This is a genomic window from Streptomyces griseiscabiei (assembly GCF_020010925.1).
Classification (GTDB): domain Bacteria; phylum Actinomycetota; class Actinomycetes; order Streptomycetales; family Streptomycetaceae; genus Streptomyces; species Streptomyces griseiscabiei.
The window spans coordinates 1,160,004-1,184,457 of the sequence record NZ_JAGJBZ010000002.1 but is presented as its reverse complement, the minus strand read 5'-3'; the positions used below and the strand labels follow the sequence as shown (position 1 = coordinate 1,184,457).

At 66.7% G+C, this 24,454-nt stretch carries 20 protein-coding genes; 11 read left to right on the top strand and 9 right to left on the bottom strand.

Going from position 1 to position 24,454, the window contains the following annotated elements:
• Window positions 1–309 precede the first annotated feature (309 nt).
• Genes J8M51_RS22580 through J8M51_RS22565 form a run of 4 tightly spaced genes read right to left on the bottom strand, consistent with a single transcriptional unit; the run spans window position 310 to window position 7,139 of the window.
• Entirely contained in the window at window positions 310–1,143 is an 834-nt protein-coding gene (locus J8M51_RS22580; RefSeq protein WP_086758027.1) for a phosphoadenosine phosphosulfate reductase family protein, read from the bottom strand.
• Entirely contained in the window at window positions 1,140–4,715 is a 3,576-nt protein-coding gene (locus tag J8M51_RS22575; protein ID WP_086758025.1) for a hypothetical protein, read from the bottom strand. The genes J8M51_RS22580 and J8M51_RS22575 overlap by 4 nt, the downstream gene beginning before the upstream one ends.
• Window positions 4,712–5,818, bottom strand: a complete 1,107-nt coding sequence (locus tag J8M51_RS22570) for a DUF4007 family protein (RefSeq protein WP_086758023.1) — start codon at window positions 5,816–5,818, stop codon at window positions 4,712–4,714. Before J8M51_RS22570 ends, J8M51_RS22575 begins: the two co-directional genes overlap by 4 nt.
• A gap of 58 nt (window positions 5,819–5,876) precedes the next feature.
• A complete protein-coding gene (locus J8M51_RS22565) occupies window positions 5,877–7,139 on the bottom strand; it encodes a cysteine desulfurase family protein (RefSeq protein WP_256965327.1) in 1,263 nt (420 codons plus the stop codon).
• 371 nt (window positions 7,140–7,510) lie between these two features.
• Here J8M51_RS22565 and J8M51_RS22560 point away from each other — a divergent pair, with 371 nt between their 5' ends.
• The 4 genes from J8M51_RS22560 to J8M51_RS22545 all read left to right on the top strand — a co-directional run bounded on the left by J8M51_RS22560 (window position 7,511) and on the right by J8M51_RS22545 (window position 12,642).
• Entirely contained in the window at window positions 7,511–9,136 is a 1,626-nt protein-coding gene (locus J8M51_RS22560; RefSeq protein ID WP_256965325.1) for a DEAD/DEAH box helicase, read from the top strand.
• Window positions 9,133–11,025 carry an ATP-binding protein gene (locus J8M51_RS22555; RefSeq protein WP_256965323.1) on the top strand — a complete coding sequence of 631 codons (1,893 nt, stop codon included), beginning with the start codon at window positions 9,133–9,135 and terminating at the stop codon, window positions 11,023–11,025. The genes J8M51_RS22560 and J8M51_RS22555 overlap by 4 nt, the downstream gene beginning before the upstream one ends.
• Window positions 11,026–11,063: 38 nt before the next feature.
• Entirely contained in the window at window positions 11,064–11,918 is an 855-nt protein-coding gene (locus tag J8M51_RS22550; RefSeq protein ID WP_256965322.1) for a phospholipase D family protein, read from the top strand.
• 76 nt (window positions 11,919–11,994) lie between these two features.
• Window positions 11,995–12,642: a hypothetical protein gene (locus tag J8M51_RS22545; RefSeq protein ID WP_086758015.1), complete on the top strand. Its 648-nt coding sequence runs from the start codon at window positions 11,995–11,997 to the stop codon at window positions 12,640–12,642.
• 178 nt (window positions 12,643–12,820) lie between these two features.
• On the opposite strand, the gene J8M51_RS46300 is transcribed toward J8M51_RS22545, so the two are convergent.
• A complete protein-coding gene (locus tag J8M51_RS46300) occupies window positions 12,821–13,399 on the bottom strand; it encodes a helix-turn-helix domain-containing protein (RefSeq protein ID WP_086758013.1) in 579 nt (192 codons plus the stop codon).
• 1,093 nt (window positions 13,400–14,492) lie between these two features.
• Between J8M51_RS46300 and J8M51_RS22540 the strand changes: the two genes are divergently transcribed.
• Complete coding sequence (locus J8M51_RS22540) at window positions 14,493–15,293, top strand: adenine nucleotide alpha hydrolase family protein (RefSeq protein ID WP_086758042.1); 801 nt, start codon at window positions 14,493–14,495, stop codon at window positions 15,291–15,293.
• A 113-nt stretch (window positions 15,294–15,406) separates the two neighbouring features.
• On the opposite strand, the gene J8M51_RS22535 is transcribed toward J8M51_RS22540, so the two are convergent.
• From J8M51_RS22535 to J8M51_RS22520, 4 genes are all read right to left on the bottom strand, one after another.
• Window positions 15,407–16,243, bottom strand: a complete 837-nt coding sequence (locus J8M51_RS22535; protein ID WP_256965320.1) for a hypothetical protein — start codon at window positions 16,241–16,243, stop codon at window positions 15,407–15,409.
• Between the two features lie 73 nt (window positions 16,244–16,316).
• Window positions 16,317–17,759, bottom strand: coding sequence for a DNA phosphorothioation-associated putative methyltransferase (locus tag J8M51_RS22530; RefSeq protein ID WP_086758009.1), 1,443 nt, complete (start codon window positions 17,757–17,759; stop codon window positions 16,317–16,319).
• A 237-nt stretch (window positions 17,760–17,996) separates the two neighbouring features.
• Window positions 17,997–18,410 (bottom strand): NUDIX hydrolase, encoded by a 414-nt coding sequence (locus tag J8M51_RS22525; protein ID WP_086758007.1) that lies wholly within the window; start codon window positions 18,408–18,410, stop codon window positions 17,997–17,999.
• The gene (locus tag J8M51_RS22520) at window positions 18,407–19,066 is read right to left on the bottom strand and encodes an NUDIX hydrolase (protein WP_086758005.1); all 660 of its coding nucleotides are present in this window, start codon (window positions 19,064–19,066) and stop codon (window positions 18,407–18,409) included. Before J8M51_RS22520 ends, J8M51_RS22525 begins: the two co-directional genes overlap by 4 nt.
• Window positions 19,067–19,471: 405 nt before the next feature.
• On the opposite strand from J8M51_RS22520, the gene J8M51_RS22515 reads away from it, so the two are divergent.
• The 6 genes from J8M51_RS22515 (at window position 19,472) to J8M51_RS22490 (ending at window position 24,104) form a co-directional block, all read left to right on the top strand.
• Entirely contained in the window at window positions 19,472–19,981 is a 510-nt protein-coding gene (locus J8M51_RS22515) for a nucleoside-diphosphate kinase (RefSeq protein WP_086758003.1), read from the top strand.
• Between the two features lie 80 nt (window positions 19,982–20,061).
• Window positions 20,062–20,361: a hypothetical protein gene (locus tag J8M51_RS22510; protein ID WP_086758001.1), complete on the top strand. Its 300-nt coding sequence runs from the start codon at window positions 20,062–20,064 to the stop codon at window positions 20,359–20,361.
• 158 nt (window positions 20,362–20,519) lie between these two features.
• Complete coding sequence (locus tag J8M51_RS22505) at window positions 20,520–21,104, top strand: CYTH domain-containing protein (protein ID WP_086757999.1); 585 nt, start codon at window positions 20,520–20,522, stop codon at window positions 21,102–21,104.
• A gap of 39 nt (window positions 21,105–21,143) precedes the next feature.
• Window positions 21,144–21,908 carry a hypothetical protein gene (locus tag J8M51_RS22500; protein ID WP_086757998.1) on the top strand — a complete coding sequence of 255 codons (765 nt, stop codon included), beginning with the start codon at window positions 21,144–21,146 and terminating at the stop codon, window positions 21,906–21,908.
• 2 nt (window positions 21,909–21,910) lie between these two features.
• Window positions 21,911–23,305, top strand: coding sequence for a hypothetical protein (locus J8M51_RS22495; protein WP_086757996.1), 1,395 nt, complete (start codon window positions 21,911–21,913; stop codon window positions 23,303–23,305).
• Window positions 23,306–23,366: 61 nt separating this feature from the next.
• Window positions 23,367–24,104, top strand: a complete 738-nt coding sequence (locus J8M51_RS22490) for a class I SAM-dependent methyltransferase (protein WP_086757994.1) — start codon at window positions 23,367–23,369, stop codon at window positions 24,102–24,104.
• The last annotated feature ends 350 nt before the right edge of the window (window positions 24,105–24,454 follow it).

Sequence of the window (24,454 nt, the reverse complement as noted above, 5' to 3'; positions counted from 1 at the left end):
TTTCCATTCCCCGATTTCCCTCCGTTGCCGATCCGCGCCCGTGGGTGAGTCGTCCCTCATGGTGGCATATGAGTGGTCGTCAGAGGTAGCAGGAGCGGGCACGCGCCCATCATGCCCCACATGTGACGTTGCGTCACTCCATCACGGGGAATCTCGACTTGTCGTGGGCGGGTGCGCGGCGTTCCATCACGAGGCCGGGGACAGAGGATGCGCTAGGTCACAACCTCAAGCGGGACAAACTTGATTAGAAGTCGGGAATGCAACAGCGGCCCCAGCTCGAGATGCTGGGGCCGCTGTGTGTGGTGCGCGTCAGAGGTGGCAGACGGAGCAGCCGGCCTCGTCGTCGTCTGAGTCGAGCGCGTCAGAAAGGACCTCGAGCAAGGGGCGGTTGGGCTTGATGCGCTTGGCCGCTCGCTCAAGAGCCGCCTCGTGCTTGGCCTCGATCTCGTCCTTGCGCTCTATCAGCTCCGGCAACGACTCGCCCTGAGACCACGTGTAGTTGCGGCCCTTCATGGCGGTGTGCCGGAAGCGGACCTTGTCCTCGTACTCCACGGCCTTGTCGTACAGGTCGGGGTGGCGCTCCTTGAGGCCGACCCACTCGTGCTTGCGCTGGAAGAAGCAGAAGTAGCAGCCGGAGCGTGTGCGCCACTCGTAGTAGCCGGGCAGACCGATGCCTGCCTCGTCGAGGATGCGCATGACACCTTCCTTGTCGATGCCTTCCTCGCGGAACGGGAAGACGGCATCGATGTTCGGCTTGGTGCTGACGTAGCCGATTCGGTTCTCGTCGGCCCGGATGGCGACGTAGGAGATGACCTTGTCGTCGCCGACCCAGTCTTCCAGCGGCTTGATCTTGAGGTTCTTGGTGCACCAGCGCATCTGAGGGCTGGGCAGGGTGCCCTGGTAGACCTCCATCCAGTGGTCGAAGTCACGGTCGGCGTTCAGCCGCACGATGGACTTGCCGAGGGCGGCCTCAAGCCGGTTCAAGTACTCGTAGGTTTCGGGCAGTTCGGCGCCCGTGTCGCAGAAGAAGTACTCCATCTCGGGGACCCGGTTGCGCATGTAGACGGCGAGCGCTGAGGAGTCTTTGCCGCCGGAGATACCGAGAACGTGCCGGACCTTCTGGGTGTCGGCTTCGTCGGTCATCCCTGTGCCTTCCTTTCACTCGCCGCTGTCGCGGCATCGGTTACGCGCTGAGCGAGGGCCGCAAGCAGGATCCGCGCTCCGTCCGGTCCGAGAGCCTTTTCGGCCTGCTTCAGGACGTCGACAGCGAGGCTGTTGGCCTCGGTGCGGGCCTGTTCCGGTACGTAGATCAGGGTGCGCTGCTCCACACCGGCGCTGTCCGTCAAGGTCAACAACTGCGCGTCGAGTTTCTCTTCCCGGCCCCCGGCCTCGTTTCCGGCGTGGTGCAGGTGCCCGACTCGGTCGAGGGCCGCAGCCATCGACCGGGCCTTCTGCGGGAATACCTTGGCTTCGTGGTCGTCCCAGTCGCCGAGGGCTGAGTTGGTCAGGCGTACGACGATGGGCTCAAGCCAGTCCTCGTCCTCAAGGCTGTCGCTGAGGACGAAGTCCACGAAGCCCCGCAGTTCCGGGGTGAGCACCGCGCCGGCGAAGCCTCGCAGACGGGCAGCGAGTTGTGCGCGCAGCTGCGGCAGTTCGGCCGGCAGACGGAATTCCTGTGCGAGGACGTGCACGACCTCGGTGCGCAACTGGCCGTCGATGGCGACGAGTTCGTCGGCTGCTGCGGTGAGGCGCTCGACGTAGGTGTTCGCCGCTTCCGCGTTGACGCGGGCGCGGGCGGGGATCTCGGGCAGGCCGAGGGCCTTCGGCAGCGCGTGGAAGATCAGGTCGTCGGGGTCCGATGCCCGGATGATCGTCGTGCGCACGGTGCTCGCGTCCGCGGAGATGTTCCTGGTGGCGCGGGCGTATTTATGCAGGTCGGCCACGCGTGTGATGAGGGCGCTGGCCACGGCGAGGAGGTCGGGGTTGCGCAGGGCCTTGGACCGCGGCGCCTCCACGCCGAGCGAGACCATCAGTTTCTTGATGACGTTGCCGCGCTGGCCGTCTCCGGCTGGCGTGTACTTCACCTCGAAACGCGCGGGGCCCTTGACGAGGCGCTCGACCGCGTCGATCGTCAGGCGGGGGAGGTAAGTGCCTTCCTCGAACAGGGCGATGTCGTGGCGGCGGATGACCAAGGCCGGGAGCAGGAAGACTGGGACCACGCCAGCCTTGAGCCCGTACGGCGGGCTCATCAGGATACGGACAACGTCTTCCATGCTGACCCGGTCGGTGGCGCCGGTCAGGACCTCGTTGAGAGCGTTCCAGGCGGGCTGGGCGTGCTCGTGGCCCTCGCCGGGCGGGGAGAAGCCGTACGGGAGCAGGCTTTCTTGCTGGCTCTCGGCCTGGGCCACGCCGTTCTGACGGTGCAGGCCGAGGTAGGCCAGGACACCGCTGTAGATGGCCCGTTCGGCTCTGTACCCGATCAGGCCGAGGTTCTCCTCACCCGAGGCGGCAAGCATGGCCGTCAGCAGGATGCCGCGGGCCTGGGCGGCCTGGCTGGTCAGGACGTGGCGGCCGAGCATCTCGTTGCGGATGTGCGGGGTGTTGGGGTACACCGATTCGCAGGCGAGGCTGACCAGGCCGCTCAGGCTGCGGGCGGTGAGGGCGGAGGCTGCGGGTTCTTCGCCGGGGGCGATCCCGTTGTGCCACAGGCTCCAGGAGGCATCGGAGGACGGCGGGTAGAAGGCGTCCTGCAGGCGTTCCAGCAGCTCGGCCTCTGCCTGCACGAACCGCTCCATGACTTCGCGGCGGGCGACGTGGTCGATGTCCTGCTGGTCGCTGAGTTCCTTCAGGGCGACGAGGTAGGTAGCCCTGGTCAGCACCATGTCCGGGTCGGGAGTGGTGCCAACGAGTACCGGCAGGGGAGAGTGGACGTCGGGCCGGTCGGTTTCGGTGCCGAGGTGGAAGACGACCAGGCCGTCGGCGGGCTCCCTCAGTTCGTCCGGGGCGGTGACGGTCTCGGTCTCGGGACCGCTGACCGCGGTGTAGAACACGCGCATCATGCCGGTGACCTGACTGTGCCGGCTGGCCACGAATGCTTGCGGGACGAGGCTGCCGAGCCGGTCGATGACCGCCGCGTCGTTCAGGTGGCTGATGATGTCCTTGAGCCGTCCGTCGATGTCGACGTCGGTGCCCTGCCAGACCCGGTATTCTCCGCTGAACTCGCGATACACGACGAAGCCTCGCCGGACGAGGTCGGCGAGCCGCTCCTTAAGCGCGGTGAAGACGCCGGCGTCGGCGACGGCGGTGGGGTCGTGAAGCGCGAAGTGGATCATCGGCGCGGTGGCACTGAGGGCCCCGTCGGAGTCGATCAGATTGAGGACACCGATGGCCTTCAGTACGTCCTGGTCGGCTTCCGGGAGTCCGTTGGCGTCCCGGATACGCGAGTCGACCTCGATCCACCGGCTCGCGTTGGCGGAGGCGAGCAGAGTGGTGCGCCCGGAGTTGAGGAAGTAGTCCCACAGCTGCGGCAGCCGCACCGTGCTGGCGTGCTCGGCCTTGTGGCTGCTGTGCAGGGACAGCGAGTGACGGACGGTGTCGGGCTCTCCACTGTTGAGGAAGCCAGACAGGCTGCGGTCGTGCTGGCCGATCTGAGCGGCGAGAATCGGCGCGGCGAGGGCCGTGATCGGGTGCAGCGGGTAGAGGTCCGCGAAGTGGTCGGGGCCGAGTTCGGCCAGGACGCCGAGACCGTGCCGCGTCCAGATGTCCGCGGACGTCTCGGCGTGTGCGGTGATCAGGGCCTGTCCCGCGGTGGTGACGGCCGAGCGGTCGAGGCGGCGGCGCAGCAGGTGCAGGGAGTCGCCGTGGTGGGGGACGAAGGTGATGTCTTCGAAGCGCCCTTGGATCTTGGCCCACTCGCGGGTCTTGAGTTCGCTGGACCGTGAGGCGTAGTCCATGAACGACAGGTGCTGCAGGGTCATCAGGTAGACGGGCAGTCCGCTGGGGCCGGCCGCCTTCTCGGCAAGTTCCTGCAGCAGGAACAGGTCGTGCTGGGCGTCGGCGAACTCGTTGTGGCCGGCGAGGTGTTCCAGCGTCTTGCCGAATTCGTCGATCACGAGGAGCAGAGGCTGACCGCCTGCGGTCAGTGCCGTGACGGCGCCGAGAATCTCCTTGGCCCCGGCGCGCTCCGGATCGGCGCACGCCTCCAGAGCGGAGGCGATGGCCTTCGGGACGCGCTTGCCCCAGCGGCGTGCCGCCGCGGTGTGCAGGGCTCGGGAGAGCGTGGCGACGACGGATTCCCGGCGCGCGGTGGCCACGCCGCCAAGGAATCCCTCGGAGGCGATGGCGTCGCGTGCTGCGGCAAGGCGGTGAGCGAGGGCGGGACTGGCCTCTCCGAGGATCCGCTCGGCCTCGCTGCGCCGCTCGGTGTCCCGTCCCAGCAGAGCGTCGATGATGTTGGACAGGGTGGATTTGCCGGAGCCATAGGGGCCGGTGAACGACCAGGCCCGGGTGCGGCGTTGGTCGGCCAGCGCGCTCGCGATGCGTTCCAGGACGTCGACGGCCCGGGCGCCGACGTAGGGGTCGTGCAGGGCGTCCTCGACGTCGCGCTCAAGGTTGGTGGAGCGCATCTGGGAGCCGACGAGTTCGATGCCGGCCGGGAACTGCGGGGCGGCGCTCGACGTGCTGCTCGGGGTCCGCGTGGGGGTTGCGGTAGTCACGCGGCGTTCTCCTCGTCAAAGAGCGTCTCGGTGGAATCGGAAGTGTCCGCGGCCTTCGTGGTGAGTTCCTTCTGCTCGGCCTTGGCGAGATTGGGGAACGTGGCGGCCCACTCGTCGCGGGTGGGGAAGCCGGGGCGGCGGGTGACGAAGTCGTACTGCTCGTCGAGGACTTCCCAGGCCAGTTCGAAGGGGTCGGCCGTGAAGGCGAGGCTGCGCTGTCCCACGGCCTCGGTCAGGTCGAGCTTCGGGTGATCGGCAGCGATCTTCTGCAGCGCACTGACGATCTCGTTCTCCCGGACGCGGAAGGCGCGCCCCGGGGAACCCGGCTCGTTGGCGAGACGGGCCACGGAGATCGAGTTGGCCTGGCGGGAGAACTTGGCGGCGTAGTCGAGGCAGGCGTAGGCCAGGACCCGGGCGGGCAGGGAGGTCCGGTGCCCGCTGGTGAACTGCCACTCGGGCTTGCCGCGCGTCCCGACAAAGGTGAGCAGGTCAAGATCGCGGAAGGGGCAGGCGAGCAAGTCCTCGTAGCTGCCCGGCGAACCGGCCTTCTCCGGGGAGCTGCGCGCGTACATCTTGGTGAGGCAGTCGACGTCACGGACGATCGACGCTTCTTCCGGGCTCCGGTTGTAGGAGAAGTTCACGTGCCGGGTGACCACCTGCGTCATCTCCGCAGTCGTGAAGCGGGAGAACGGAGCCAGATGGAAGGCCGTGTACCAGGCCGGCGCGTGGCTCTTGGCCCCGGGACGGGAAGAGACCAGCCACCAGTGCAGCAGCCACAGGCTGCCGTTCTCCTCCAGATACGGGTCCGCACCGTCCTCGTCGAGAAGCCAGCGGGCCTCCCAGGTGGGATAGGAGAACTTGGCCTGCGTGCGCTGCGCGGGCGAGTGCTCGCGGGTCAGCTTGAACGCACGCGACCAGTAGCGCATCGCGTTGACCATGTTCTTGCCCACGCCGAACAACACCGGCGCATCGTCCGCGAGGAACGCACCCTGATCACGTTTGACCTGCGTGTACGCCTTGTGCAGCCAGCCGAAGCGGGGCGCGAACGTCTCGTGTCGCGCGAAGGCAAAATGGGCGGCTTCCCCAAGCCGGCTGTCTGACATTCGGGACCTTTCTGTGTCCAATGCGATTGCTCTCACGAGGTGGTGAACGGGATAACGGTCAGCGAGGACCATCGGCTGCGGCCAGCGCGGCACGAACCTGCGTCACGGCGCGATTGACGGCGTGGGCGGCGTGCTCGATCTCGGCATTCGTGGTGGCGTAGCCCAGCGAGAAGCGGATCGTGCTGTCGGCGTCCGCCCGGGACAGCCCCATCGCCAGGAGCACATGGCTCGGCGTGGGAGCACCGGACGCGCACGCGCTGCCCTCCGAGGCAGCGACGTCGGGCATAGCCGCCAGGACCGCGTCCGCAAGCACACCAGGGAAGGTGATGCTCGTCACGCCCGGCAGGCGTTGATCGCGCCGGCCATTGATACGGCAGTCGGGCAGGGCCGCGGTCACGAGGTTTTCAAGGCGGTCACGCAGGCCCGCAATCCGCTCGGCCTCCTCGCCGAGATTGCGGCGCGCGGCGTCGGCCGCCGCCCCCATGCCGATGATCCCCGCCACGTTCAGCGTGCCCGCGCGCCAGCCCCGCTCCTGCCCGCCACCCACAAGAAGCGGCCGGTGCGGGAGCCGAGATCCACGCCGCACATACAGGGCGCCGACTCCCTGCGGCCCGCCGAACTTGTGGGCCGACAACGACAGGAGATCGACGTCGAGTTCAGCAACGTCCACGGGGAGGCGGCCGATGATCTGCGTGGCGTCCGTGTGGACGAGAGCGCCGGCCTCCCGGGCCGCCTTGGCCGCGAAGCGGAGATCGGTGAGAACCCCGGTCTCATTGTTCGCCACCATCAGGGAGACCACACCCCCACGGCGTGATGCAAAGACCTGATCCAGCGCGCCGAGATCCACCAGGCCGCCGCTGCCGACCGGCAGCAGCACAAGATCCCCGGGGCTCTCGACGGTGACCGCGCGGGCCGTCTCCAGGACAGCCGGATGCTCAACAGGACTGGTAACCAAGGGATTTCCGGCGGCGAACGCGGCACGGAGGGCCAGATTGTTCGCCTCGGTCGCCCCTGATGTGAAGATGATCTCGCCGGGCGAGCAGCCAATGAGATCGGCTAGCTGCCGACGGGCACCGTCGACCCGGTGGGCCGCCTCCCGCCCCGGTTGGTGCAGGCTCGACGCGTTGCCAACCGACTGCATGGCCTCAAGGACGGCCGCAAGAGCCTCAGGCCGGATCGGGGCAGTGGCATTGTAGTCAAGATAGGCCATATCCGACCCATTTGACCCGTTCATCATCTGCCACCCCGCCTCGCTCGTGTCGCACACCAATGTACTGCTGGTGGAAACCTTCTCTCGCATCCGGGGTTCCACCAGGAGCACTAGGTGATCCTAGCCGCGAGCCGTGATCCGCTCTTTGAATCACTCGAACGCGTGGTGTCGCAAGCCGTTTACCGAACGAATGTTCTATGCCGTTCCCTCTGCACGCTACCCGCACGCCGCAGGATCCGCTTCGTGGCCGGGAAGATGGGCAGCTCTGTGGCCAAATGCCGTCCCTGGCTGGGCTTTTCGCCTGATGGTGCTCCTGTTGTCAGTGGTCCCGATTAGGGTGGTCCGCACGCTGCAACGGCGCAGTTTCTGCACGTTGGGGCGCTGCTTGGGGTGCGTCGAGCTGGAGAGGAACTTCACGATGATGGTCGGTCCTGTGCGAGCGGCTTACGGCTCGCCGTCAGTCGCATCGGTCAGGTGAGGCTGTGACGACGTGGTCACCGGGAATGCCCTTCGAGGCACTCCTGGCAAACGCCCCCATGGACTACATCCGCCGGCACCTAGGCAAGGAGCTGTGCGGCCTCCTCGACCTCCTTGAAGGGGGCACGGCCGGTGACGAGCGGTTGCGAGCCGTTGCCGCGATCGCGATCGACGCCGAGCTCCTGGTGGCCGATGAGGACGAGCGTGCCGCGCTGATCGGTCTCGTTCCCGCACCCAAGCAGGGGGAGCTGGCTCAGCGGCTCGGGTCGCTGGGCGACGGGCAACCGCTGGAGTACCTGCGCTCGTTGAAGTGGACCCCCGACGAGCGCAGAGTGCTTCTGGAGTTCTTCGGTTTCACGGTCGAGCGGGCACAGCCTCAACTCCCCTCCTTCAAGCGGGAAACGACTCCCGAATACGCCCTGTTCCCCCATCAGCTCCGCGCGGCACGCCGGACCAAGGAGCTGTTGTACGACGGCCCCCGCCGGGCCGTGCTCCATCTGCCGACGGGCGTGGGCAAGACGCGCACCGGTATGAGCATGATCTGTGACCATCTCCGCCAGCACGGACCCGCCCTGGTGGTGTGGCTGGCTCACGGGCAGGAACTGCTGGAGCAGGCCGCGACCGAGTTCGAGCGCGCCTGGAGCAAGGTCGGCGACCGCCCCCTGCCGGTCCTCCGCGTGTGGGGCAGCGCTTCCCCGGACCTCGCGGACGTGAACGACGGACTGGTCGTCCTCGGGCTGGAGAAGGCCGTCTCCATCGGGAAATCGAACCCGCAGTTCCTGCGCACGCTGGCCGCCCGCAGCACTCTGACCGTGTTCGACGAGGCACATCAGATCATCGCCCCCACGTTTCAGGGCGTAGTGGATGACCTGACGGTACGTCATGACTCCAGCCTGCTGGGCCTCACCGCGACCCCGGGCCGCACGTGGGCGGACATCGCCAAGGACGAAGAACTCGCCGACTTCTTCTCCCGCCAGAAGGTCATGCTGGAGATCGAGGGCTACACGAACCCCGTGACAGCCCTCATCGACCAGGGCTACCTGGCCAAACCGATCATGCGCACGGTTGCCGCAGAAGCCGGCATGCATCTGTCGGCCCGGGATCAGCAGAGTCTGGCGCGAGCGTTCGAGATCCCGGACAACATCATCGCCGAGCTCGCGAAGGACGAGCAGTGGAACCTCAAGGTTGTCCAGACGATCATGGAGCTGCTTGAGAAGCAGCACCGCCGCATCCTGGTGTTCGCGGCATCGGTCCAACACTGCCGACTCATCGCGTCCGTGCTGTCCGCGGCCGGACTCGACGCGGTGTTCGTGACCGGTGAGTCGTCTCCGCGGCACCGAAGCGACGCCATCCGCCGTTTCAAGAGCGCGGCACGACGGCCCATGATCCTGTGCAACTTCGGAGTCCTGACAACGGGCTTCGACGCACCCGCAGCCAGCGCCGCCGTCATCGCCAGGCCGACCAAGTCCCTGGTGCTGTACAGCCAGATGGTCGGCAGGGTCATCCGCGGCCCCAAGGCTGGCGGAACCGAAACCTGCGAGATCGTCACCGTCGTCGACCCGGAGCTCCCCGGCTTCGGCGACGTCGCCGAAGCATTCACCAATTGGGAAGACGTATGGGAGACAGCGTGACCGGCGAAGGAAACAACTACCGGATCGTCAGCCCTTCGCTGACTGTCAAGGCCATGCGCGACAGTGGCTACAAGAACACCGCCTACGCGCTCGCCGAGCTGATCGACAACAGCATCGACGCGGAAGCCACGCTGGTGCAGGTCTTCGCCTGCGAGAGCCCCATCGAAGGTGCCACCCAGACCCGTTACCGGGTGGACAAGATTGCCGTCCTCGACGACGGCAAGGGCATGGACAGCGAACTCCTGCGCCGCGCCCTGAAATACGGAGACGGTCTCGGCGACGACCGCAACCGCATCGGCCGCTTCGGGATGGGCTTGCCCAACTCCAGCATGTCCCAGTGCACCAAGGTCGAGGTCTGGTCGTGGAAGAACGGCCCTGCGAACGCGCTGTACACCTACCTTGACCTGGACGAGATCACGAACGGGCAGGATGAGGTTCCCGACCCCGTGCCTCGCCGAGTGCCTGATGATTGGGACGACTTGAGCGAGGTGCCACTAGGTACCAGCGGCACCCTCGTCGTCTGGACGAACCTGGACCGCGTCAAGTGGCACAGTGCCGGGGCCACCTTGCGCAATACCGCCGAGCTGATCGGCCGTGTGTACCGGCACTATCTGCACGACGGCTCCGTGGACATCAAGATGGCGCCTGTTCGCGACGGGAAGGTCATCGAAAAGGTCGCCGAAGGGGACAATGGTGCTTACTACGCCGAGCCCAATGACCCTCTGTACCTCATGACGAAAACGGGAACGCCCGCACCGTTCAACAGCACGCCCATGTTCGAGCCCTTCCACATGGGCAACGAGGCCGAACCGGGGGTCTACCGCTATCCCATCACGGTCGATGGCACGCAACACACCGTGACGGTGCGGGCGTCCATCGCCCGGCCCGAATCCCGCCGTTCCGACGTGTCCGGCCACCCGTGGCCCGGCACGGCCAACCCGAACCGGGCTCCGGGTGACCAGAAGTGGGGGAAGCACGCCCGTCGGAATGTCGGCGTCTCGCTGGTCCGCAAGGGCCGCGAGCTCGACCTCGATACCTCGTGGGCGATCGGTTACGACCCCGTGGAGCGGTGGTGGGGCGTCGAGGTGGACTTCCCGCCCGAGCTCGACGAAGTGTTCGGCGTCACCAACAACAAGCAGACCGCCGTCGTGTTCTCCTCCCTCGCCGACTTCGACTGGTCGGCCGAGCAGGACCCTGACGAGACACCCAAGCAATTCAAGGACCGCCTCCGCGAACTCGGCGACCCCCGGCTGCCGCTGATCGACCTCGCCCAGTACCTCAAGGGCCTCCTGGGCAAAATGCGCAAGAAGCTGAGGCAACAGACACTGGGCGGCCGGAAGGGCAAGAAGCGGTACGACCAGGACGTCACCTCCAAGGCCACCGACGCCGTCAAGCGCCGGCAGGAGGACGGGTACACCGGTACGACCGACCTCCTCGCAGAGGACGCGACGGACGCCGACAAGCGCCAGGAGCAGCTGACCGCGCTGACCGAGCGACACCACGTCGACGAGGACACCGCGCAGACCCTGGTCGACGAGGCCCTGGAGAACGACTGGCGCGTCCGTTGGATCTCCAGCCCCCAGGACTCGTCGGCCTTCTTCAACATCGACCTGCTCGCCGGCATGCTCCAGGTGTCCTTCAACACGGAACACCCCCTGCACAGCAAGCTGATGGCCGTCCTTGAGGACGTGCCCGAAGACGCGAACGAAGCGGAGCTCCGCCAGCGACTCGCCCGCGCGACGGAGACCTTCAAGCTGCTCGTCTTCTCCTGGGCACGGATGGAGGACGAGATCCCCAACAAGAAGGCACGCCGGGTCATCGCGGATGCCCGGAGCGACTGGGGCCGCTACGCCCGTGACTTCATCGAGGACGGGAGCGAAGAGGAGTGACACAGCCGGACCATGTCTGGCAGCAGATCGCTCACCTGATGGAGGAGGCCACCGACGAGGTGGTCATCATCGCCCCCTTCATCAAGAAGGCGATCTTCGAGGCGACCATCGCCGCGGTGCCCTCCTCCGTCCAGAAGATCACGTGCGTCACGCGCTGGACCCCGGCGGAGGTGGCCGCCGGGGTCTCCGACCCGGAGATCATCGAAGCTGTCCAGAGCGACGAACGCATTTCCATTGCCCTGTGCCCGTCCCTCCACGCCAAGCTCTACCGTGCCGACACTCGCTGTCTGGTCGGCTCCGCCAACCTGACCGGCAAAGCCACAGGACGCGTCCCGAACGCCAACGTGGAACTCCTGCTGGAGGTGCCGGTCGACCACCCCGAAGTACAGCGGGTCCTCGGCCAGATCAACGCCCGCTCGACCATAGCCACACCCCACGCCGCAGCCCTCGTACGGCAACAGGCCGAGCTCCTGAGGAGCGAGCGCACCACTCCGCCGTCCGAGGACGAAGCAGCCCCGTACTGGTTCCCGGAGACAAGGAGACCGGAGAACGTCTACGCCCTCTACGGCGGGCGCCAGAGATTCACTTCCCTGGTAGAGGCTGGCATCGTGCGCGACCTGGCCATGCTCGATGTTCCCGCCGGCCTCACTGAAGACGCCTTCAACACTGAGGTCGAAGCCCGCCTGCATACGATCCCGGTACTCGGTCGACTGACCGCAGAACAGCGTCTCAGCAACATCGAGCTCCAGCGTGCCATCGCCGAGCGGACAGGTGAGACAGAGGAGCAGGCGCGCAGAACGACCGAGACGCTCGCGGCCTGGCTCCGGCACTTCGGCCGGTACTACACCGAAGTGGGCTCGTGGGAGCTGCGACCAGGCGTAGAGCACGCCTAAGATCACAGCCACGGCGCGGCCCGCCAGCGCATCGCCGACGAACACGGGCACAGGGTGATGGGGGGAAGGCCGTCTCATGGCAGAGGTACGCGTCCCGTTCCTCCTCGGGCACGCCGAGATTGCCTTCCTCTTCCACGTGGAGCGGCAGACGTCCCAACGGTGGCGGACGGAAGGCACGCTCGACGAGCCCGATCTGATCGCATCGGGCAATCCGTACTGGCTGCTGAGCACGATCTTGCGGCTCGACGGCGAGGGCGACCGAGCAGTCGACCGGGATCGGCTAGCGACGTACAAGGCCGGTGTCCCTCTCGGTTATGACCTTTCGGAAAAGGAGCGACTCCCCGTCGTCGTTGGCATCCAGGAGGCAGCACGCGTTCTCGGGCAGGACGCACAGGCGATCTCACGCTGGCGAAACCGGCAGCGAATCGCCGACGCCGACCTGCTCCTGTCCGGCTCGCCCCTCTGGCTCCTTGAGACGATCCTGGACGACGGGCGACAGCGGCAGCGACCGATCGTCGCTTCCGAAGTCACCGCCCTCCGTGCAGGACAGCGCCCTCCTCAGAAACCTCGTGGCCGACGGCTCAACGCCCCGGTGACGCGCCTGTCTCGACAGCCACCGCCTGCCGCGCAGACCTTCACCAACGCCGACCATGAAGCCGCAGCCGAGTTCCTGGCATCCATCCTGGCCCAGGGATATTCCGTCACCATCACGCCTCAGCCGTAGCCCGCAGCTCTTGAATGCCGCCTACCCCTTACGAGCCCCCGCGTTCGTCGGCAACAGTGAGAGAAACACTTGCCTCCCGTCCACAAGTCACAGTGCTCACACTGAGCCCAGGCCCGGCCCTGGCGACAACAGACGGAACAGCGGAAGGCAACTACCCACCGCCGCCCGTGCGGAGGGGTCATCTCGCTCTCCGCGGGAGTTTGGCACGATCCCATGCCTGCCCCCACATCTCGACCTCACCGTCCAGAACTCCGCATGCTCGGGAGAACGCGATAACGAACCCCCGACTCGGAACATTGGTACGGCTCAAGAACCTGCCGAGCGTTGAACGAGGAATCCGATCACCGTGGCTGCGTGCACGGCTATCCAACTCTCGGTAAGAGGGCGCGCCTTCCCCTCGATACAGGTCAAGCATTGCCTCGTGAAGCTCTGAAAAGTCCCGCACGAAGGATATGTGTACGGTACGGGTTCGACGACGACCATCATTCACCTGAACCCGATCAAGGAAAGCCCGTTTCCACATGTAGTTGGCTGTACGGACATCACCCCCGCACCCCTCGGCAAAGGCAGCCACTACCTCTAGTGTCGGCACGGACTGTCCGGAGGCAGCCCGGGCCAGCGTTGCCGCGCTAAAGAGAGTGCGTTGCGCCAACTGCACGTAGGTGACGCCGGCCTCCCGGCGCGTAGCCCGAAGCCACGACGCCAGGAGTGCCAGGGACTTGTTGGGCGTGTCGATCGGGTTCTCTCGACGCCCCATCGCTAATTGCGGGCGATCCCTGGAATCAACAGTGCGGTACGCCGCATGCGACGCAGGAGACTTGCACCCAAGGAGCACGCCTCCCCCAGTAGAACGAGCACCCCCAACGTGGTCATCCCGGACAGCGAAAGAGTGACCGCCACGACGATGACCACGATGATGAGGGTCACTTCCGGGAACGTTAGTGGGCGAACCTGGGGCTCGGCGCAGTGTGCGCGCTGCGGCTTGCGATTCAAGGGATATCCCTTCTCATTGTCTGCTGCGGACTCCAACTGCACGCGTCTCGGGAGCGGTTGCCGTCGCCACCCGTACGCAGGGGTCGATAGTGACAGGCGCCCAAGCGCGAGGGCCAATCGCTGGCCTCACCCTGCCCGTTTTGTTGCACCGACGTCCCGATCTGGGGACAAAAAACCTGGGGGGCTCCACCGCAGGTCAGCGTGCGTGCGACGGAGCAATCATCTCATTTTTGTCCCATCAACAGTTGACCGCGACTTCAACCACGTCGAACGATGGCGTTATCACTAGGAGTGGCTTATCAAGCGCTCATGGATACCCGGGTTCACTGCGGACTCCACCCACGGATTCGGGATCAACGAGCTGGCCGCGTTGCCGCGAGGGCCGCTCAACTCACGGTGCTGCTCCGGTATTCCGGAGCAGCACCGCAGCCCTAACCCGTTGCCGCACCGAAGGCACCTCCCCCCACCCCGTCGCTTCGGTTGGGGTGGGACCGGAGCGCCATCACGAGAGTCCGGCCACGGCTCGAAGGACCCCGGAGAACCCGATCACCACCGAGCCCCGCCATGCCCACGCGCAGGCCAGTAGCCAGTATTACCGCCCCCACGCGATCAGCTCAGCCCATGCCGCCCGAAGCGAAATTGCCGGGCTTGGGTGCCGTTCATGACACGCGATCACCAATGCCCTCGGATGGACTGTGGCAGCTGTTCGCCAGCAGCTGTGAGAGAAACACTTGCTTCTCAATCAGTCCATCCATACTGTCTCTCATATGTCGATCTTGCAGCAGACCTCCGGAGCCCATCACGCCGATCCCGCCGACTCCATCGCTCGAGCCGCTTCCAGCGAGCCCAACCACACGATGAAGGTCATCTCCTACGGAGGCGGTGTACAGAGCACAGCCCTGCTCGTGCTCGCCGCGCGCGGAGAGATCGACTTCCGCACCTTCCTGTTCGCCAACGTCGGCGACGACAGCGAGCATCCCGCGACCCTCTCGTACGTGCGCGAGATCGCCATCCCGTACGCCGCACGTGCGGGACTGGATGTTCACCAGCTCAAGCGGCGCCGCCGCGACGGGGCCACGGAAACGCTCATGCAGCGGCTGAACCGGCCGGACACCCGGTCGATCCCCATCCCGGTCCGCATGTCGAACGGCGCTCCAGGCCGCCGCAACTGCACCGCTGACTTCAAGATCAAGGTAGTCGGGCGGTGGCTTCGGGAGCATGGCGCCACCGCGGCGGCCCCGGCGGCGGTCGGCATCGGCATATCGCTCGACGAAATCCATCGCGCCAACCGCCGGCGGAGGGAAGCACACGAGGTCATCGAATACCCCCTCCTCGACCTCGGGCTGCGCCGGGACGACTGCGAGCGCCTCATCGCCGAGGCCGACCTGCCCGTACCGCCCAAGAGCTCCTGCTTCTTCTGCCCCTTCCGCACCGTCGGCGCCTGGCGCCACCAGCGTCGCCACGAGCCCGAATTGTTCGCTCAGTCGGTCCGGCTGGAGGAAACGATCAACCGACGGCGGGCCGCACTCGGCCGGGACGACGTCTATCTCACGAGGTACGGGATCCCGCTCACCCAAGCCATCCCCGACGAGAGCCCGGGAGAGGACGAAGCGGATGAGGATGACGGGGCATGCGACTCCGGCTGGTGCATGACCTGATACCTGCCTAGCAGGCCACGACGGGTGGGCCCGACCCCATTGGCGTCGGGCCCACCCGTCGTTTGCCTCAGGGGTGCCGATGTGGCCGCGCAGGAGTCCTGCAGGTGGCAGAATCAGAGCTCGGGCGGCTCGCCGGGCTGGAGATGGAGAACGGCGAGGTACTCGCCGTAGGGCATTTCTTCGTCCACCCAGCGGCTGCCGCCTGAGGCGTCGGGAATCCACATGCCGTCGAGAAGGTACTTGTCGTCGAAGACGGCGACGCGGTCCTCCTTCACCGCCGCGGCCATCAGTAGCTGGATCCCCAGCAGCATTACTGTGCAGGCTTCCTTGACTGCACAGACCTCGGCGTGTCCGGTAGGAAAGACCTTTCCGTCCTCGTCGCTTCCCGGCTCAGGGATGGCGGCACGGCCCCGGACGGCCATCTCGTGCAGGACAATCGCCTGAGCCACTGCTGCCGCCACCGAGGGGCCAGCGCCCGGCACGCCGTCCGAGGCATGCGTGCGCAGATGGTTGGCGACCGCATGCGCGTGCACCGGCCATACTTCGGCGTTGTGTTGCAACTGTTCCTCAGCGGCCTCCACCGCCAGACCCGGCTCCGCGGTGTCCGGGTACAGCAGCCGGACGAATCCTTCGAGGGCCGCGCGCAAGTAGCCGAGACGAACATGGTGCTGCTGCCACTCCTCCATCATCTCCGCCCAGACGTCGTCGAAGTCGAGGCCCGCCGAGCACATGCCGCCGTCGTCGTACGACATGTCGAACGTCACCGTGCGCAGGCCCTGGGCGAGACGCAGCCACTTGTAGGCCACGTCCCAGCCGTTCTGTGCCCCGGGGACTCCGGTGACAGCGGAGGCATGTTCCACCCAGTCGGTGAGTTCACGGACATGGTCCTCGGGCTCGGACAGCGCGAGGTTGGACAGCGTTCGGTATGAGGGCAGGCAGGGGCCCTCCACCCGGGTAGTGGTCACGGGTGAGCGTGACACACGGCACTGACATTCACTCCGGCGCCGAGAGCCGGGGCGAAGCTCAGGTGCCGGTGGTCCGCCGCACGAGCCGGTGGCCTCGCAACTCCCGTTCACAGCGAACGAGTTCGCGTTCCCAGCCCTCTTCCGTGCCGATCAGGTGCGGGCTCTCGTAGAGGCCGGCGCGGACCTCGGCGTCCGTGAGCCTCTGGTACTTGGGTGCCTCGGGATCGTCCTCGGCCAGAAATTCGTGCTTACGGTGCAGCAGCGGGCGGTTGGTGGAGTCCGCGTACGAGATGAAGGAGGACTTGAGCGTCTTCAGGTCGACGGCGTACGAGGCCGCGATGCGCGGGTGCGGGTCCGTGTCGAACTCGGGATAGTCGAGCCAGCTCACGCCGCGCCCCTGGTGGCGGAGCTTGACGACGGACCACTCGCCAGGCCGGCCGGCAGCGATGCTCGCGCACTGCTCGTACAGGCGCAGCACGGCCGGGATCCGGTGGAGCGCGCGGCGGTGAACGTACAGGGCGGTCGCGGTGAACTTGCCGGCGATCGATCCGTTCATGGCCCGGCGGACATAGGTGTCGTCGCGCAGCTTGAACAGCAGCCGATCCGCTCGATGACACGCCTCGGTGTACGACGGGAAGAAGGCACGGATGTCCAGTTGAACCGGCAAGGGCAGACTGCTGACGGGGCCTCGGCCGTGAAACAGCTCCAGCGCGAGGAATTGCAATGTGTCGAGGGCTCCGCGCTCGGCGCTTCGTTCTACCTTCGCGAGGTCAGCTTCCTGTTCGGCAAGGCGCTTGAGTTCAGCGGGGCGCAGGTGGCCAAGGAGGCTGATGATGGGCTGCGGCATTTCCTCCAGCTGAGGCATCCTGCCGCGTTGCTCGAAGTGAGCGACGACTGAGCTGATCGCCGAGGCGGTGTCCTCGGACGCCAGCCACCCTCCGTCAGGAGCGACCTGTCGGGCGAGGTAACTCAGGCGGGCCGCATCGTCCTTGAACGCGTAAACGATGCCGGGCGCCGCCGACACGCAGCGGACGCCGGTGGCCTCCTCAACGTAGTCGCGCAGCTCACCAGCGGCGTAGAGGCGCTGGAAGGTGCGGCGCTGCGTGAGAATGCCGTCGCCGTACTCCGCGCCTTTGATTTGATTGCGCTCCCACCTCAACCGCGCGGACACGACCAGGGCCGATTTAGCGAGGTCCCAGGCTCGTAGGAGCGTCTCGCGTCGTTCGGCGGGATTCTCAATGACGTTCAGGACGTAGGTGAGAAGGACCACCTCGGCCGGCTCACGCGGCCCGTTCGGGAAGTGGACCGGGTCCCACCCGGCGGCATCGAGGCCGAGGTGCTGCAGTGCCCGTACATCTCCGCCACGTCCGCACCCGTAGTCCAGCACTCCCGTGTCGGGTTCCAACTGGAGGTCGCCGACGGCGCGACGAGCTGGCAGCGAGAGGCCGACTCGGCCGATCGCGGTCTGATGCCTTTGGCTGCTCCAAGGCTGCTGCGTCATCGGCGTCCCCTAATTCCACGGACAGGCCAGCATGCGACAGCACCGGAGCCTACGTGACACCCGCTCTTGCGACCCGGCTTACGCGGAGCCGCATGTCCAGACCACCCGTCCCGTGGTGACTGCGACCGGACACTTCCCGGCGGAGAGAAAGACGGCAATCGTCAGTGCCAGCGCTCCGCCCCGACGACAACAGCACACTCATTCGGGATCATGAGCCCGCCACTTCGAGAGGAGTGCTCAGGTAGTCAGGGCTGCGTCGAGATATTCCTGCACCGGCTCGAACAACCCGTACGGCACGTACTGCGGGATCTCGGCATGGGCGACCCAAGCGAGCTCGGCCAACTCCTCGGTGTCGGCTACGTGGGCGGTGCCGCCCATCACCTCGCAGGCCGTGTACGACATCAGCCTGCCCGTGTTCGGATGGACCCGCTCGCCGAGCAGCTTCACGGCGGCCACGTCCAGGCCGGTCTCCTCCTGAGTCTCCCGCACGGCGGCGTCCTCACGCGCCTCTCCGGGCTCGACCTCACCAGCCGGGAACTGCCAGGAGAGCTGCCCCTCGCTGACCCGGCGGCGGACCATGAGCACGCGCCCCTCGTGGACGACGATAGCCGCGGCGATGCCCGGTCGTTCCTCCGCGTTGTGCTGCGTCACGTCTGCTCCTCCAGGACAGCCAGAATGGGTGGGAAGATCGTATCGATGGGGATGAACCGGGGCACCGACTTTCTCGGGACCCACATGACGTCGATGTTCTCGATGGCGTCGTTGTTGGTGGCCTCGCCCGTCAGGTACTCGCAGAGGAAGTACTCGCACAGCACGCCGGTCACGGGGTGAAGCCGATTACCGAGGCGCTGGCGAACCGCGCAGTGGACACCAGTCTCGTCCAAGGTCTCCCGCACGGTGGTGGTCTCCGCCTTGCCTCCCGGCTTGATGACCCCGGCCGGGAACTGCCAGGTGATCCCAGCAACGTCGTCATCCCGCCGACACACAAGCAGGACATCGCTGTCGCGGACCACCACCGCGATGGCCACCCGCAATGCCTGCGCGCCCGGGGGCGTCGAGTCCGCTGGGGCCCGTTCCTTCGCCAGCAGGAGCGCGAAGCGCTGTCGCGCAGCCGCAGAAGCCCGCTCATAGGCCGTGTCGAGAAGCCGCTGCATCTCTCGGCGAGGCACGACAGACGCGTCGGAGTGCCAGGCGGCCACGGTCCTCACGGCGATGCCCAGGTGCGCGGCGAACTGTTCGTTGCCGAGCCGCAGGGCGGACTGCAGCAGGCAGGCGTAGCGGCCGCTCCAGCTCTCGATCACGTCCACAAGACTGCCCCTCGTCGCCGCTCCGGTGCAGAAACCCGCACGCCGAAAATGCACTCCCACTGCACTGGCACTTCATGGTCGTGCGAGAAGGGCCCCGGGAGAATCGGAGTCACCAGGGGCCAAAAACCATTCGCTGAAGGCTCAGTCCCTGGAAGGCACGTGAGAGGCGCGCGAGCACCAGCCGACCACAGGGAGATTCTAGGTGCGTACCCCCATCAGATTGCAGGGGCAGGGAGGTTGGCCGAATCGGACCTCTCGGTCAACCAGGCGTCGACACCATTGCCGGCGTTCACCCGTCCTTGGCATCGCACGCAGGCCCGAACCGCCCTGCCAGCGCCGGTAACCTCAGAAGATGACGGCTGATCGTCCGTCATGTTCGTTTGCTAGCAAGGCGAAAGGGAGTCAATGCCCGAGGTTCAGGCACACACTGTCGAGCGCACGCTCGTCCTGCTCAAGCCCGATGCGCTGGCGCGTGGCCTGGCAGGAAGGATCATCACGCGGTTCGAGGACGCCGCGCTGAAGATCGTCGGCACCAAGATGAAGTGGATGGACGAGGAGTTCACCCGCCGGCACTACTTCGACCTGGAGGAGCGGCTGGGCTCGGAGGTCTACAGCGTCACGTCGACGTTCATGCAGCAGGGCCCGGTCATCGCCCTGGTGCTGGAGGGCTTCGACGCTATCGCCACCGTCCGCAAGATCGTCGGCAGCACCTACCCGAACCAGGCTCCGGCCGGCACGGTGCGGGGCGACTTCTCGCACTACAGCGCCGCGGCCAGCATCGCCTCTGGCAAGGCGGTCGCGAACCTCGTGCACGCTTCCGGCAACGCGGAGGAGGCCAAGCAGGAGGTGGAGCTGTGGTTCGACAAGGGCGAGCTGCAGGACTACAAGACGCTGGCCGAGATCTACACGTACTAGTGGCGGGTCACGGCGTCACTGTGGAGACGCCGTCGCGTTGTTCACCACTGGGGCACGACCGTCTGAACCGAGAGGGCACCATGACCAACCAGACCCGCCTGGCCTCCACCGACGAGCTGGAGTCGATCTTCCAGCGTGATCTGGCGAGCGATCTGTGGGCGGCTACCGAAACCGCGTACGCCCTGGCAGTGCGCCACCGCGACCTGGGCGACTGGCCCGCGTCGCGTGAGTGGGCCGAGCAGTGTCTCCGTCTGCTGGAGGGCTTCCCCAGCGAGACGGAAGAGCAGGTCGCCACCGGCCGCACGTCGGTGGGAGGCGTCCAGCTGCCAACCTACCTGCACTCGGGTGTCGTTCAGGAGCGCTTCGGCTCCCTCGGCTGACACCTACCGATCCACCGGGGTGATGTGGCCGGGACCGTATCGGCCGCATCACCCCGCGTTCGACCACCGACCCCATAGCGATCGCCCGACCGGACAGGCCCCCACACGGCAGGGTCCGGCTGGCTTCGCCATGCCTGAAACGAGGAGGCAGCAGTCCCGTGGCCGTCGAGATCGAGATGCGAGCCCGCTTCACCAAGGAGTTCCACGACCAGCTCGTCGCCCGCCTGAAGGCGGACGGGGAGGACTTGGGCCCCGACGACAAGCACATTTACTTCTACGTGCTCCCCGGCCAGCTCCTGAAGGTCACCGACAACACCGCTGCCGGCACCGCCAAGATCACCCTCAAGGGGAGCAAGATCGGGCAGGGCGCGGCCTTCCCTGAGACCGAGTTCACCATCGCCCCCGCCGACGTTCCCTCCGCAGTGAGGGTGTTCAACGCCCTGGGGTTCGAGACGGCGATGCACGAGGCGTTCAACTTCCGTCACAACTTCCGCTTCGACGGCGTCGAGATCGCCGTCAAGTGGAGTGAGGCGTGGGGCTACCACGCCGAGTTCGAGGTCCTGTTGGAGGACGGCGCCCCGGACGCCTCCCTCGCCGAGGCGGAGGCCAAGATCGCAGACGTCGCCACGGCGCTCGGCGTGACCTTGATGACGGAGCAGGAGCTGGCCGACTTCACCGCGGCCTTCGAGGCCGCCGAGAAGGAGCGCAAGGAGCGCGAGCAGCAGGCCGCGCCGATCCGGTAGTCAACATGACCGCGGAGACCACCAAGGGGGTGGGCACGAATGAGCACGACCCCGTTGCCTGCAAGTCTGATCGACCTGGCCGCCCAAGGGCAGCTCCCGCTCCACCAGCACATGGATCACGCCACCATCGGGTGGATCAGCGACCACAGGCCCGACCTCCCGCCGGCGCCGCAGCTGGCCTTGCGCCCGAAGTCGAAGGAGTTACTTGCGCACGGCGGTCTGCCCACGCGGTGGTGGGCAGACCCTGGCCTGCACACGTCACTCCACGGAGTACGGCACGCCATGAGGACAGCGGCGCTCGCCGCCGTCCTTGCCGAGGCGAACGGTCTTGGGGACGCCGACGCCGCCACGGCGATCCTCGCCGCTGCCGTCCACGACTGCCAGCGGCGCCACGACCAGGACGACCGCGGACATGGCGCCCGCGCGGCCATCTGGCTTGCTGCAAACGCCGACGCTGTCTGGGGCCACTTCGGCCTCACCGCGACACCCCGGCGGATCGTGCAGGCGGCCACCGCCGTCCGCCTGCACGACATCCCGTACGAAGCGTTCACCGGGGACGACAAGGCCGACCACGCCCGGGCCGAACGCATCACCGACGTGGTCAAGGCCGCCGATGCCCTGGACCGCTACCGCCTGCCGAAGCTGAAGTGGTGGCCGGATGCCCGGTACGTCCGCGAGCCCGCCCTCGACCAGCTACGCGGCCTCGCCTTCGACCTGGTCCTCGTCTCCGAGCGGGCTTACCTCGCCGGGGCCAGCGGCGCCGTGGCCGTGCGCTACGCGCTCGCTGAGAAGGGCCTGCTCTGACCATGGACTTCCTCGACGCCTATCACTTATGGGCCGACGCCCACGCCTTCTTCGACTCCAACCTCATCTCCAGTCCCGCCGACCACACCGACCCGCTTGCAACCCGGGCCGCTGGCTGGGACAGACGGCTCGCCGAGGACACTCCGAACGGCCACCTGCTGCGGCAGAACGCCCTCTTTGAGGCCCTGAGCGGCAACGACAAGCTGCACCTGTTGCACGTCACCCACGCCCTGGAGGAGATCAGCCGGCAGGGCGTGCTCTACCCGTCGGGCGGCTGCCTCGTCGGAAGCATCTACTGCGCGCCGCTCACCGCAACCGACCAGGGCTTTCGCATGCATAACCTGGGCGCCTACGTCCTGACAAAGGAAGCGCCGGCCTTCCTGTCCAAGCTCGGCGTCACCGACCGCGTCCCCACCCCGCTGATCTTCGAGGTCGACACCCCGCCGCAGGCGTACCGCGGGCTCGCCGGCGTGGACTACCTGCGGCTGGGCCTCATCCACCTGCAGATCTACAGCCACCTCGAATACCTGCTGAGCAAGAACGAACGGCACCAACTGCGCGAGACCGTAGTCAGCCGGGTCAAGAACTCGGCCGCGTTCCTCGCCACCGCTGCCGCCGTCGCCTACCAGGGCACCAAGGTCGACGCCGATCCGTTTCTCAAGCTGCTCGACGAGACGATCCCCCGACTGCCGATCCTCGGCTACCTGTACTTCGAAGCGGTCGCCGAGTACCTGATGCTCCATTCGACCTCGCACCACACCCAACGCCTGGCTGAGCTCGGCGAGCTGAACAACTGGCTTTACAAGGAGATGCTGTTCGCCTCCTTCCCCACCATGGCCGGCAAGTTCGACCTCGCAAGGTTCCGACCCCGCCCGAAGCAGCTGTCCGCGCTCATCCACCGAGTCGACCCGACCATCGATACCAACCACGCCAGCTCGTACCTGGTCGAACGGATCAGCTACCTGGCCGCAGCCCGCCTCTTCGCGCCCGGCGACGTTCCCGAAGCCTGGCACCACACGCGCTGGGAGTTCGACTCCCTCTCCGCCCAGCTCGGCCCCCTGCTCGGCCACCTGATCCACCGGGAACTGCGCACCTTCGGCCGCTACCCCGACTTCTACTTCTACTTCGACCAGCACAAGGCGCTACAAGCCTGGAACTACTGGAACCACATGGACATCGTCGCCCCGTTCAACGGCACGATGCCCAAGGGCGAGATCGGCATCAACCCGGCCTACCCCAACCTCGACTACCGTGTGTGGCGCGCCGAGCAGGACGATGCCGGCCACCTTCAGCCAGCCGAGGAGCTCGAGTTGACCATCGCCCCGCGGCTGGTGGACATCAAGTACACCCTTATGCGCAACAACCAGTGGACCGCCCCCGCGCCCAGCGTCGGCTGATACGCCGCCGCCATCAACGGCCCAGCCCACACCGAGCAACCTCACCCGCAGGAGATCCGTGATGAGTCCCTCCGGCATGCCCTCCGTCGGCCTTCTCGGCGAGCAGATCAACGCCGTCCTCGCCGACCCCGCCACCACCCACGGCCTCGCGCGCACCCTCCGGGCCGCCGCCAAGGAGATCGAACTCCACCGCTACCACCACGCCAGCCGAAGCGCCTGGCCCAGTGGCCGCATTGACGCCAATCCCGCCAAGGTGCAGATCGGCGGCGGAGCCCACCGCATCGACGGCTACTTCAACATCGATGCCGTCCCGCCGGCCGACCTCCTCTGGGACATCCGCGAAGGCATCCCCCTCCAGGACGACAGCGCCGACGAGATCTTCTCCGAGCACTTCCTGGAGCACATCGACTACCCACGCTCGGCCAAGCACTACGCCCGAGAGGCGTACCGGGTCCTCGTGCCGGGCGGCCGGATCATCACCGGCGTCCCCGACGCCGCCTTCGCTCTGAACCAGTACCCCAGCCCACTGTCCGCCTCGGACGAAATGATCGACCGCTGGTACGCCAAGCGGAACTGCCGCGGGGACATCAACACGCGGCTCGATCTCGTCAACCTCGTATTCCGAGACCAGGACGACAACCCCAAGTACACCCCACACCTGTGGGCCTACGACCACGACAAGCTCGTGCAACTCTTCACCGAGGCCAGCTTCACCACCGTCGAACCCTGGACGTTCGACCCCGCCATGGCCAACCCGAAGCGCCGGTGGGGCAGCGTGTACGTCATCGCGACGAAGTAGCGCCCCCACTCGGCAGTCGGCGAAGACTGGGACACCCCACATTGGCCATCCCAACACACGCCACGAGGCTCCTCCGACGCTGAGCCCTCCGCCGATCTGAGCCGGGAGGGGCACGTTGTATCCGCGCCACCGCCGGACCACCACACGGCGCACAGGCTCACCAGACCTACGAGTGATGCTGGTGTAGCCACGCCACTCAGCGCATCGCGCGGCCATGGAGTCGGCGCGAAACATAGCGCGGGATCGCCGGTTGGCCAAACCGGCGATCCCGCGCATCATTGGTAGTCCACCGCCACACGCCCTGCCCCCACGTCGAAAGGCACCGCCCCACGACCACAGAGCAGCCAGAG